Source organism: Sodalis sp. RH24 (assembly GCF_047324145.1).
GTDB lineage: Bacteria > Pseudomonadota > Gammaproteobacteria > Enterobacterales > Enterobacteriaceae > Acerihabitans.
Window position 1 is genome coordinate 4,728,122 of record NZ_CP178729.1, and the last position, 12,063, is coordinate 4,740,184.

The window sequence follows — 12,063 nt, forward strand, 5'->3', positions numbered from 1 at the left end:
GAGGCGGTAACGATGTCAGAACACGATACGCCGGCGGTGGCCGCTTATCAGGTGGTAAAACGATTTCACGGCCAGGAGATCCTCAAGGGCGTGGATCTGCAAATACGGCAGGGGGAAGTGGTCTGCCTGATCGGACCTTCCGGTTCCGGCAAATCGACCTTTCTGCGCTGTATCAATCACCTGGAAAAAATTGACGGCGGCGCGCTGTACGTCGGCGGGGAATTGATGGGCTATCGCCGGGTGGGCGATAAGCTCTATGAACTGAAAGAGGCGGAAATCGCCCGCAAGCGCGCCGGCATCGGCATGGTGTTCCAGCGCTTTAACCTGTTCGGCCATATGACCGCGCTGGAAAATGTGATCGAAGCGCCGATGCGGGTGCGTAAAGTGCCGCGCGCCGAGGCGCTGGAGCAGGGCAGGAGCCTGCTTGCGCGGGTGGGATTGTCGCATCGGCTGAATGCTTATCCCGCGCAGCTTTCCGGCGGCCAGCAGCAGCGCGTCGCCATCGCACGGGCATTGGCGATGAAACCCGCGCTGATGTTGTTCGACGAACCGACCAGCGCCCTGGATCCGGAGCTGGTCGGCGAAGTGCTGGATGTCATGCGCGGCCTGGCCGAGGAGGGCATGACCATGGTGGTGGTGACCCACGAAATGGCCTTTGCCCGCGAAGTCGGGGATAGCGTGGCGTTTATGGATAACGGGGCGATCATCGAAAAAAGCCCGCCGGCGGAAATGTTTCAGCGCCCACAGCACTCCCGGACGCGTGCTTTCCTGGCTAAACATCTTGCCGGCAAATGAATTTAACTAACGAATTGTTTTATATGGATTTAATTTTAATTAAAAAATTAAATTGCGTCGGTTTTTTTATTGACAGTATCAGAATGCAGGTGCATATTATTAATTAACTGATTAATTAATACCGTTGCCGGCGCCGTATCCTGCCTGTGTTAACAGAAGTCAGCGAGCATGAATGAGAGATAACATGACAGATAACCAGCAATATCAGGCCGTGGGGCAACACCCGCGCGATAAGGGCCATGACGCGCCGGCCTTTCCCCACGACGCCCTGACCGTGGTGCCGACCCGCTATCCGGGGCGCTGGATTTCAGTGGCCGTCTGTACGCTGCTGCTGATCATGCTGGTGCATTCGATGGTAATGAATGAGAACTTCGGCTGGCCGACCGTCGGACATTATCTGTTTTCGCCGACCATCCTGACCGGCTTATGGGTCACCCTGTGGCTGACGTTGACGATTATGCTGCTGGCGATTGTGCTGAGCGTGGTGATAGCTACCCTGCGCCTGTCCGCCAACCCATTGCTGGCGCACTTCAGCTCCGGTTATATCTGGTTTTTCCGCGGCACGCCGGTGCTGGTGCAGTTGATTTTCTGGTACAACCTGGCGGCGCTGTATCCAGAGGCCTATATCGGGATACCTCATGTGTTTACCCTCTACCAGGGCAGCATGAACGATATCATTACCCCCTATACCGCCGCCATCCTGGGGCTGGGGCTGAATGAAGCGGCGTATATGGCGGAGATTATCCGCGCGGGCATGTCCTCGGTGGATAACGGCCAGCAGGAAGCGGCCCGCGCCCTGGGCATGAATAAAGCGCAATGGCTGCGGCGGGTAATTCTGCCCCAGGCGATACCTTTTATTATTCCGCCCACCGGCAACCAGGTGATCGGCATGCTGAAAACCACGTCGCTGGTGAGCGTGATTTCATTATCGGATTTATTGTATTCAGCGCAGTCGATTTATTCGCGGACGTTTGAAAATATTCCGCTATTGATCGTGGCCTGTATTTGGTACCTGATCGCCACCACCGTGCTGAGCTGGCTCCAGGGGCGGATTGAAAAATATTTCCGCAAGGGCCAGGGTGCGCCGGCATGATCATAAATAGCGTTGACATCGGTTGATATTATCTTCAGGGGATTGTGATGAAATTAGGCCTGTTTAATTTAATGTCTTACCAGGATAATCCCCAGGGAATACAAGGGGTGATTAAAGATACGCGCGTGATGGTGGCGCTGGCTGAAGAAATGGGTTTTGAAACCGCCTGGTTTGCCGAACATCATTTTACCAATTATTCCATCAGCGTCTCGCCGTTATTAATGGCGGCCCATATGGCGGGATATAGCCGGCGCATCAAGCTCGGCACCGCGGTTATCGTCCTGCCGTTATACCAGCCGATGCGCCTGGCGCAGGAAATCGCCCTGGTGGATCGCCTGACCGAAGGGCGGCTGGTGCTGGGCATCGGCAGCGGCTACCAGGCCTATGAATTCGAACGCTACAATATTGATGTTGAACAGCGCAATCGCGTCCTGCTGGATAACTGGCAATTTATCGAGACGGCGCTGACCGGCGGCAAGGCGGCATCCTTATCCCATAACGGCGAGCGGGTGGAAACGGACTTTTTACTGACGCCTCTCCAGCAGCCGCTGCCGCCGCTGTTTATCACCACCACCAATCCGGCGTTGTTGCAGCGGTTTACACGCTGGGGCGCCACCGCGTTTATCACCGCCGGCTGGCGCGGTTCGCCGCGCCTGAAGGAGATGGCCCTGGACGCCAGGCGGCAATGGCGCGAGGCCGGCCTGATGGCGTCCACGCCGCTGGCGGTGCAGCAGTATATCCACGTCACCGACAGTAAAAAAGCGGCGCTGGACGCGGCGGAACGCGCATTATTCGTCGCCAGGATGATAAGCGCCCTGCACGGTAAGACGCTGGAGACCCAGGGCGCGTTTATCACCGCGCCTAAATTCCCCGATGAACCGGACGCATCGGTGGTGCGTGATAATTTGATTATTGGCGACGCGCATTATGTCGCCGAGCGGATTATTAACGAAGTAACGGATATTAATCCTTCGCACTATAACTGTTTTTTCCAATTTGGCGATATGCCGATCGAGGCCGCCAGGCAATCTTTGGAGAAATTCGGGCGTGAGGTGATTCCGCTATTGGAAAAAGCGCTGGGTAAGGTCACGGTGGATATTCATTAAAGACTATCCCGTATAACCTCTTACCCACAATATTTGTTAATCGAGGGGATAAATCATGCCTGACTATTCACGGCGGATTGACTGCGCAATTGACGACAGCGCCACTATCGTGGAAAAAATTAAACAGCAGCGTTCCGATGATGCCGCCTTATCATCGACGCTGCCGCCGGAAGCCTATAATAGCGATGCGTTCTTTTCCCATGAAATGGAAAAAATATATCGGGGGGATTGGATTTTTGCCGGCCATATATCGCAAATACCCCATGCCGGAGATTATTTTACCCTGGATATCGTTAACGAACCGCTGGTGGTGACGCGCGACGCGGAAGGGATAAACGTGATGTCCGCCGTCTGCCTGCACCGCTGGGCGCCTATCGTCTCGGGCAGCGGCAACGCCAAGGCCCTGGTGTGCCCGTTCCATAACTGGACTTATGATCTGACCGGCAACCTGATCGGCGCGCCTTATATGAACCAGGCGGCGGAATTCGACCGTAAGCAATGCAAGCTGCCGCGGATCAGGCACGAGATTTTCCACGGCCTGATTTTTATCACCTTCTCGGATCAGGTGGAATCGATAGCGCAACGGCTCAAGCCGCTCAACGCCATGTTCGACAAGTACCAGGTGGCGGAGCTGGATACCGCTTATACCCTGGATTACGACTGTCCGTTCAACTGGAAAATGGCGGTGGAAACTTTTATGGAGTGCTACCACCATTCCGCCGTTCACCGCACCACCCTGGAAGACAGCTTTCCCGGACGCCTGAGTTATATCGGCGAGGACGGTCCCGGCTGGACCTTGTGCCACCAGCCGCTGCGCAAGAATGGCGAACTCTCGGAGGTGCTGACCGAGGGACTGATCCCGCTGCCGGGGTTCAGCGAGCAGGATATGCGCCAAATCGACCTGATGCTGATCTACCCCAGCTGCCTTATCGGCCTCAATCCCGACCGGCTGAGCATCAGCCAGCTGCTGCCCATCAATAAGCATATGACCGTTTGGCACCGCCTGGTGCTGGTGTCGAAAGCGTCAAGCAGCCAACCCGGTTTTGCCGACACCGCCGCCGCCATGAAGGCGTCCAGCCTGTCGATTATCGATGAGGATCTGGCCATCAACGCCGCCCAGCAGCGCGGCAGCCTGTCTTCGCTGGCGCGGCCGGGACGACTGGGACATTTGGAAACCACGGTCTGGCATCTGGCCAATTATATCCGCACCCGCATCTAGGGCGGACGGCGCGTGGCGCCGCACGATAACGAAAGGACGTTGCATGAAAATGGTAAAACTCGGCCGGTCGGGGCTTGAGGTCTCCGCACTGTGCCTGGGCTGCATGACCTATGCCCGCCCGGAAAAAAGCGGTTACGCCTGGACGCTGGATGAGCGGCAAAGCAGGCCGTTTATCCAAAAGGCGCTGGAGCTGGGGATTAATTTTTTCGACACCGCCAACGCCTATGCCAAAGGAGACAGCGAGGAAATCCTCGGCCGCGCGCTGCGGGATCTCGCCCGGCGCGAGGATGTGGTGATCACCAGCAAGGTGTTCAATCCCATGCGCCAGGGACCGAACAGTAAAGGACTGTCGCGCAAATGCATCATGACCGAAATCGATGCCAGCCTGAAACGCCTGGGAACGGATTATATCGATCTCTACCAGATCCACCGTTGGGATTATGACACCCCGCTGGAGGAGACGCTGGAGGCGCTGCACGACCTGGTGAAGATGGGCAAGGTGCGTTATCTGGGCGCGTCCTCCATGTATGCCTGGCAATTTTGCACGGCGCTGCACGTGGCGCGGGAAAACGGCTGGACGCCGTTTATCGCCATGCAGAACCATCTCAACCTGCTCTATCGCGAGGAAGAGCGGGAAATGATGGGACTGTGCCGGGCGCAGGGCATCGGGGTAACGCCGTGGAGCCCGCTGGCGCGCGGACGCCTGACCCGGCCATGGCAGCAGGCGGCCGCCACCGGACGCGGCGCCAACGATGCGTATGCCGGCTTTTTATACTCGGCCACCGAACAGGCCGACCGGGCGGTGATTGAAGCGGTCACCCAGGTGGCCGCCGCGCGCGGCGTACCCCAGGCCCAGGTGGCGCTGGCATGGCTGTTTACCAAACCCGAGGTGGCGGCGCCCATTATCGGCGCCACGTCTTTCCGTCACCTTGAGGACGCGGCCGGCGCCACGGAAATGACCCTGACGCCTAATGAAATCGCGGCGCTCGAGGCCCCTTATATTCCCCATGCGATCGTCGAGCACACCTGATCCGATACGCGATATTTACCTACAGAGCAGAGCCTATTATGAAAAAAAGTCAGCAGCAGATAGCGGAAATTGCCCAGCAGTTAAAGCAGAAAGGGGTGGAATATTGCATGGGCGCCTATGTGGATATCCACGGCGTGCCCAAAGGCAAGGTGGTGCCCATCGGCCATTTCAGCCAGATGGCGGCCGGATCGGAGCGCTACACCGGCTATGCGCTGGACGGACTGGGCCAATTGCCCAATGAGGATGAGCTGACCTCGATACCGGATTTGGATCATATCATCCAGCTGCCCTGGGAGCCGAAAATCGCCTGGATGCCGGCGGACAACGCCTTTAAGGGCGAACCCTACGCCCTTAATACCCGCGTGGCGCTGAAAAACGTGCTGGCGCAGGCGAAAGAAATGGGATTTGGTTTTAACCTGGGCATCGAATGCGAAATCTATCTGCTCAAACGCGGCGAGGACGGCGGACTGTCGGTGCCGGAAAAAGATAATAAGCTGAATAAGCCCTGTTATGACCTGCGCGGCTTTGTCGATCAGTTCGCCTGGCTGGATAAGGTCTCCACCACCATCAACGATCTGGGCTGGGACCTCTATTCCCTGGATCACGAGGACGGAAATTCGCAATACGAATTTGATTTCAACTATGCCGATGCGCTGACCAGCTGCGACCGGTTTATCTTTTTCCGCTTTATGGCCAAACATTACGCCAAGGAATTGGGCCTGGTGGCGACCATGATGCCCAAGCCCTTTGCCAATAAAACCGGCACCGGCGCCCATTTCAATATGTCGTTATACGATATCGGCAGCGGCGCCAATATCTTTGCCAGCAAAGACGACCCGCGCGGCCTGGGCCTGTCCGATACCGGCTATTATTTTATCGGCGGCCTGCTCAAGCACGGCCGGGCGTTGTGCGCGGCGTTCGCCCCCACCGTCAACAGCTATAAACGCCTGGTGCGCCAGGGCGCGATGAACTATTTCTCCTGGGCGCCGGTGTTTAACTCCTATGGATCCAACAACCGCACCAACTCGGTACGGGTGCCCGCCGGCGGCGGCCGCTGCGAATCGCGCAACGCGGACGGCGCGGTCAATCCTTATCTGGCGGCCACCCTGGCGCTGGCGGCGGGCCTGGAAGGCATCCGCGAAAAAATCGACCCGCGCGAGCCGAACGAGGACAACCTGTATGCCATCAGCGAACAGGAGCGCCGCGCCCGCGGCATCGATTTCCTGCCGCAAAACCTGCAGGAAGCGGTGGAGGCGTTCGCCGCCGATCCCTTTATCGAAGCCACGCTCGGCACTGCGCTGCGCGATGAGTTCGTGAAATATAAAACCCAGGAATGGAACAACTACCATCTGCACGTCAGCCAGTGGGAAATCGATCAATACAGCACGATATTCTGAGGCGGGGCCTGTATTGCCCGTTACGCGATACCGTTAAACCACGCGGCGGCGGATGCGTTCCACCGTCGCGATGCCGGCAGGGCGGCGATTTATGAACGTATCACAGCATTTTTTTGAGGTCATGGTGGTGGCGAAAAGCCACCGGGGCGACGGGGTGGTGTTTCTCACCCTGGCCCGTTCCGACGGCGCGCCGCTGCCGCCGTTTTCCGCCGGGGCGCATATCCAGCTGCGCCTGGCGGACGGACTGCTGCGGCAGTACTCGTTATGCGGCGATCCGGCGCGGCGCGATAGCTACCGGCTGGCGATCCTGGCCGCCCGCCGCTCCCGTGGCGGCGGCAGCTATATCCGCGATAGCCTGCAGCGGGGGGATAGCCTTTGGATATCCGCGCCGCGCAATGATTTCCCGCTGGCGGAGCGGCGGGAGCCGGCGCTGCTGCTGGCGGGCGGTATCGGCATTACACCGCTGCTGGCGATGGCGCTGACGCTTAGGGCGCAGGGGCGGGAGTTCGGGTTGCACTATTACGGCAGGCCCGACACCCTCGGCGCCTTTATGGAACAGCCGGATTATACGCGGCTTGCGCGGCATATCGTCCCCCATTGCCGGGACGGCGCAGCCCCTGCCGACGCGGATTATCAGCAGTCCCTGGCGGTGGTGATCCGCGACTGGCAACGGCGGCACGGCCGGTTCAGCCTGTACTTCTGCGGCTCGCTGCCGTTTATGCAAAGCGTGCGCGATCAATGCGCCGCGGCGGAAATTCCCGCCGAGGCGTGTTTTTATGAGTCCTTTACCCCGCCGGAGGTGCGCGGCGAGACCACGTTTGACGTCGAGATTTTCAGCACCGGCGCGGTTATCCCGATACCCGCCGATCTGAGTATTGCCGAGGCGCTTAACCAGGCGGGGGTGGCGGTGGAAGTATCGTGCGGACTGGGGGTTTGCGGCACCTGTCTGGCCGGGGTCAAGGCGGGCATACCGGATCACCGGGATGAGTACCTTAGCGCCGCGCAGAAGGACGCGAACAACAAAATCATGCTGTGCTGCTCACGGGCGCGCTCTACACGTTTAGTGATCGATCTTTAATACCATCAGAGGAGTCTAGCTATGTCCGTTGCACCCTTTCACCTGGCAATTCCTGTTTACGACCTGAACGCCGCGCGCCATTTTTATGGTGAAATTTTTGGCCTTGAAGAAGGACGCAGCAGCGAGCAGTGGGTGGATTTTAACTTTTTCGGCCACCAACTGGTTATCCACGAGCACCCTAAAACCCCGAGCCAGGAGCACGCGCATACCAATCCGGTGGACGGCCACGATGTGCCGGTGCCGCATTTTGGCGTGGTACTGGCCTGGGACGACTGGGAAGCGCTGGCGGCCAGGCTGACCGCCCACGGCACCGCCTTTGTGATTGAACCCTATATTCGTTTCAAAGGGCAAATCGGCGAGCAGGCGACGATGTTTTTGCTCGACCCCTGCCAGAATGCCCTGGAGTTCAAGGCGTTCAAGGATATCGGCCAGCTGTTCGCGCACTGAGGTCCGGCGCCGCCGGCGTTCTTTAATAACCCGATTATCCCCGCGCCGCCGCGTGGCCGGCGGCGCGCCGGATTTATTTCGTCTTGATGTCCAGATGCTCGAAGACAAAGTCCCGCATACAGTTAATGGCGTGTTTATATTTGAATGTAGGGAACATGACGGTGCGAAATAACACCCCATCGAGAAAGGTGGAGATAAACATCGCCATATCCACCGGATTGACCTCGCGGAAAACGCCGGCGGCGATGCCGTCCTTAATGGTGTTTTTCAGGATCACCGACTCTTTTTCATAAAATTTCTTCACGGCTTTGTCGATATCGGGCGTACGCCCGTTGGTGCCGGCGTAATCAAGGCTAATCTTGGCTAATTTCTGCAGCAGGTAGAATTGCAAAATGTGGATTTGGATCCACAGGAACAGTACGTCCTTGGGATTATCCGCATTCATTTTGATGGAATCAAATTGCTCGAAGGCCTTTTCCACCGTGGATTCGATGACCTTGAGAAATAGGTTTTCCTTGGAGCCAAAATAATAATAAATCAAAGCGGAATTAAGCCCGGTCGCCTCGGCGATATCCTTGATGCGGACCGAGGAGTAATTTTGTTTGGCAAACAATTCCAGCGCGGAGTCCTGCAGGGCATGAGCGACATCGTTTTGCAAATTCTTACCATTTTTAGCCGCGACTTTTTCTTTTATGTCATTGGTTTTCATACATTGCGTCCGGGCAGCCCAATTCTTTGAATGGCGTTATTGCAGCATGGGGATAATCAGTTTTAATAGGTGAATACTACCACAGGCGGGAAATCAGCAACAAGTTAACTAGCTGATTAATTAACATCTATCATACCGGCTACGCCGGAGGGAGGCATCATGCCGGATTACCACGTCTGCGACCTGGGCGCGTTTGCGCTGGAAGGCGGCGCAACGCTTTATGACGCCACATTGACCTATGAAATCCACGGCCGGCTTAACCGGCGGCGCGACAATGCCGTGCTGTTGCCGTCGTGGTACACCGGCACGCACCGATCCTACCGCGCGATTATCGGCGCGGGGCGGGCATTGGACCCGGCGCGCCATTGCATTATCGCCGTCAATATGTTCGGCAACGGCGTTTCCACCTCGCCCAGCAACTCCCCGCGCCAGGGCGGACCGCTGTTTCCGGCGGTGACGGTAGGGGATAACGTGCGGGCGCAGCACCGGCTGATTACCGACTCTCTGGGTATTGAGCAACTGGCGCTGGTATGCGGCTGGTCGATGGGGGCGATGCAGGCCTGGCACTGGGCCGCGGCCTATCCGGCGGCGGTGCGGGCGCTATTGCCCATTTGCGGCAGCGCGCGCTGCTGGCCGCTGAATCATGTGTTTCTGGAAGGAGTGAAGGCGGCGCTGCGCGCGGATCCGGCGTTCAATGACGGCCATTATGCCTCCCCGCCGCTGGCCGGGCTGGCGGCATTCGGCCGGGTCTATGCCGGATGGGCCTATAGCGCGGCCTTTTACCGTGACGCGCTGTATCAGGGACTCCACTTCGCCACGCGCGAGGATCTGCTGCGGGACTGGGAGCGCGATCATCAGGCGTGGGATGCCAACGACTTGCTGTGCATGCTGCGCACCTGGCAGGATGCCGACGCGGGGCGGGCGCCGGGATATGGCGGCAGCCTTCAGGCGGCGCTGGCGGCGGTTACCGCCAGGACCATTGTGATGCCGTGCAATACCGACCAGTATTTCACCCAGGAGGAGGCGTTTAAGGAGTTTTCATGGCTTAAACAGGGGAAATGGCGGCCGCTTACGTCCGACTACGGCCACTGCGCCGGCGCGCCCGGACGTTTTGCCGCGGAAACCGCCGTTATCGAGCAAGCGATACGCGAACTGCTTACTCAATAATCTCCAGTTCCACCACCCGGCCCTGGTCAAACCAGGTTTCCAGGCCGGTGACGCGCAACTGCAGGTCGCCTTCGATAACTTCGCCGATATACGAAATAGGCAAAGGCTCTTCGGCGGTATCATCGCCGTACACGACGCAAAATTGCTGGCGCGGGCTGTAAAAACACACCGACCCGGTAACCTTGCCGTATTTTTCCCGGCGCATTTTGCCCACTTCTTCGGTTTTGAATTTATTTTCCCACGGGGCGACGATGGGCATGGTGAAAAACACCATATCGCCGATAAGCTTGCCGTGCTGCAAGACGCTTTTCATCGGCAATTTGGCCCGCAGTTCTTTAACCAGGTTGGGCACTTTATCTTCCCATACCTCGATAATGCAAATAGGTTCGTCCGCAACGTTCATTCTGAGTTTCATTCTGGCACCTGATGATAGCGTAAAAGGAAATAAGATAAGGGAGGTCAGGCCGGTTTAACCCGGCGGAAGCCGTCGCCAAGGCCCCATGGCAGAATAAAATCAACCCACATATGCAGGCGGTTGGCGTAGGACAGCGCCGCATGCGACAACCGGCACAGGTCATGCAGGGTGGTGCATTGGCAGGCGGTATCCACATACAGATGGATCATGGCGGCCGCGTGGGGCAGGCTGACAAAATCAAAAAAGTCCGCTTTATAGCCGATGATTTCCTTAATGATGGCTTGCAGCGTCGGCAAATCGGCGTCGGTATCCTCCGCCACGCGGATCAGGCCCCACAGCATTTCGTCGGCCATGGTGCGCGCTTCCCCCTCGGCGAAAATAATGGTGCTCAGGTATTGCCCGCGCGCGCCGGTACCGCGCGGCACAATACCCTTGCCCAGATCCCGCACTTCGTCCGGCTGCTCGAACCATATTTTTTCGCGTTCCTGCTCGAAACGCGCGATTACTTCGTCGACGGTCATTCTGATACTCTCCGGTTGGCTTGATAAAGCTATCTAAAGCTTATTAATTAATTAACTAATTAATAAGCAAGTAATATGCCAACAGAGAAACAGCGATGAGCTCTAGAATAATCAATATGTTGCAAAGGATCCGCGCTGACCGTCTTTCCCCGCCGTTCAGCGCGAACGATAGTGGTGCATGGGTTGCACCACGTTAGCCGCGGGCGTAGGCGGCCGCGCGTTCCACCAACGCGTCGTCGGGACGCACGCCGGTATACAGCACAAACTGTTCCAGCGCCTGGATGGCAATCACCTCGGCGCCGGTAATCACGGCTTTGTCATGCAGGCGCGCATATTGAATCAGCGGGGTTTCCGCCGGCAGCGCCACCACGTCGAACACCCGCCCGGCCCGGGCGATATACGGCTCGCTGAAGGACAGCTCTTCGGCCCCGGCGCCGCCCGCCATGCCCACCGGCGTGACGTTGATCAGCAGCGCGGCGTCCAGCCCGGTTTCATCGGCCTGCCAGCGGTAGCCGTAGAGTTCCGCCAGATGACGGCCGGTTTTTTCATTGCGGGCGATAATCACCCCCTGGCGGAACCCGGCATTATGCAGCGCGCCGGCCACGGCTTTCGCCATGCCGCCGCTGCCGCGCAGGGCAAAGGCGCTGTCCGGGCTGACCTGATGCTTTGCCAGCAGGCGCTCAATGGCGATGAAGTCGGTGTTATAGGCTTTCAGATAGCCGTCGGTGTTAACGATAGTATTCACCGACTCGATGGCGCGCGCCGAGGAGTCAAGCTCGTCCAGGTAGGGGATGCAGTCCTCTTTAAACGGCATCGACACCGCGCAGCCGCGGATGCCCAGCGCCCTGACGCCGCCGATGGCGGCGGCAAGATCGCGGGTGGTAAAGGCTTTATAGATATAGTTCAGACCGAGCTTTTCATAGAGATAATTATGAAAACGCGTGCCGAAGTTGCCGGGGCGGGCGGCCAGAGACATGCATAACAGGGTATCTTTATTGATATTCATCATAGGGTCCTATTGCCTGAGTCGTAAACAAATGCCGTTACGCTGTGGATAAAAGGATATCACATCATGGCGCCGTCATC

At 57.8% G+C, this 12,063-nt stretch carries 13 protein-coding genes; 9 read left to right on the top strand and 4 right to left on the bottom strand.

The window, feature by feature from the left end; all coding sequences use genetic code 11:
* Positions 1-12: 12 nt before the first annotated feature.
* The 8 genes from ACL2XG_RS21440 to ACL2XG_RS21475 all read left to right on the top strand — a co-directional run bounded on the left by ACL2XG_RS21440 (position 13) and on the right by ACL2XG_RS21475 (position 8,165).
* Positions 13-795, top strand: coding sequence for an amino acid ABC transporter ATP-binding protein (locus ACL2XG_RS21440; protein ID WP_410013767.1), 783 nt, complete (start codon positions 13-15; stop codon positions 793-795).
* Positions 796-979: 184 nt separating this feature from the next.
* A complete protein-coding gene (locus ACL2XG_RS21445; RefSeq protein WP_410013768.1) occupies positions 980-1,888 on the top strand; it encodes an amino acid ABC transporter permease in 909 nt (302 codons plus the stop codon).
* 47 nt (positions 1,889-1,935) lie between these two features.
* Positions 1,936-2,994 (top strand): LLM class flavin-dependent oxidoreductase, encoded by a 1,059-nt coding sequence (locus ACL2XG_RS21450; RefSeq protein WP_413721310.1) that lies wholly within the window; start codon positions 1,936-1,938, stop codon positions 2,992-2,994.
* Positions 2,995-3,049: 55 nt separating this feature from the next.
* A complete protein-coding gene (locus ACL2XG_RS21455; RefSeq protein ID WP_413721309.1) occupies positions 3,050-4,213 on the top strand; it encodes an aromatic ring-hydroxylating oxygenase subunit alpha in 1,164 nt (387 codons plus the stop codon).
* A gap of 43 nt (positions 4,214-4,256) precedes the next feature.
* Positions 4,257-5,243 carry an aldo/keto reductase gene (locus ACL2XG_RS21460; RefSeq protein ID WP_413721308.1) on the top strand — a complete coding sequence of 329 codons (987 nt, stop codon included), beginning with the start codon at positions 4,257-4,259 and terminating at the stop codon, positions 5,241-5,243.
* A gap of 38 nt (positions 5,244-5,281) precedes the next feature.
* Positions 5,282-6,640, top strand: coding sequence for a type III glutamate--ammonia ligase (gene glnT, locus ACL2XG_RS21465; protein ID WP_410013772.1), 1,359 nt, complete (start codon positions 5,282-5,284; stop codon positions 6,638-6,640).
* Between the two features lie 91 nt (positions 6,641-6,731).
* Positions 6,732-7,718 carry a PDR/VanB family oxidoreductase gene (locus ACL2XG_RS21470; protein ID WP_413721307.1) on the top strand — a complete coding sequence of 329 codons (987 nt, stop codon included), beginning with the start codon at positions 6,732-6,734 and terminating at the stop codon, positions 7,716-7,718.
* 21 nt (positions 7,719-7,739) lie between these two features.
* On the top strand, positions 7,740-8,165 hold the full coding sequence (locus ACL2XG_RS21475) for a VOC family protein (RefSeq protein ID WP_413721306.1): 426 nt from the start codon (positions 7,740-7,742) through the stop codon (positions 8,163-8,165).
* A 73-nt stretch (positions 8,166-8,238) separates the two neighbouring features.
* Here ACL2XG_RS21475 and ACL2XG_RS21480 read toward each other — a convergent pair whose 3' ends face one another.
* Positions 8,239-8,874: a TetR/AcrR family transcriptional regulator gene (locus ACL2XG_RS21480; protein ID WP_413721305.1), complete on the bottom strand. Its 636-nt coding sequence runs from the start codon at positions 8,872-8,874 to the stop codon at positions 8,239-8,241.
* A 159-nt stretch (positions 8,875-9,033) separates the two neighbouring features.
* On the opposite strand from ACL2XG_RS21480, the gene ACL2XG_RS21485 reads away from it, so the two are divergent.
* Positions 9,034-10,041, top strand: coding sequence for an alpha/beta fold hydrolase (locus ACL2XG_RS21485; protein WP_410013776.1), 1,008 nt, complete (start codon positions 9,034-9,036; stop codon positions 10,039-10,041).
* Here the strand turns inward: ACL2XG_RS21485 and ACL2XG_RS21490 are convergent.
* The 3 genes from ACL2XG_RS21490 to ACL2XG_RS21500 all read right to left on the bottom strand — a co-directional run bounded on the left by ACL2XG_RS21490 (position 10,031) and on the right by ACL2XG_RS21500 (position 11,986).
* A complete protein-coding gene (locus tag ACL2XG_RS21490; protein ID WP_162366696.1) occupies positions 10,031-10,456 on the bottom strand; it encodes a hypothetical protein in 426 nt (141 codons plus the stop codon). The genes ACL2XG_RS21485 and ACL2XG_RS21490 overlap by 11 nt on opposite strands.
* A gap of 44 nt (positions 10,457-10,500) precedes the next feature.
* Positions 10,501-10,977 carry a hypothetical protein gene (locus ACL2XG_RS21495; protein WP_413721304.1) on the bottom strand — a complete coding sequence of 159 codons (477 nt, stop codon included), beginning with the start codon at positions 10,975-10,977 and terminating at the stop codon, positions 10,501-10,503.
* A 193-nt stretch (positions 10,978-11,170) separates the two neighbouring features.
* Positions 11,171-11,986: a shikimate 5-dehydrogenase gene (locus ACL2XG_RS21500; protein ID WP_410013778.1), complete on the bottom strand. Its 816-nt coding sequence runs from the start codon at positions 11,984-11,986 to the stop codon at positions 11,171-11,173.
* Between the last annotated feature and the right edge of the window lie 77 nt (positions 11,987-12,063).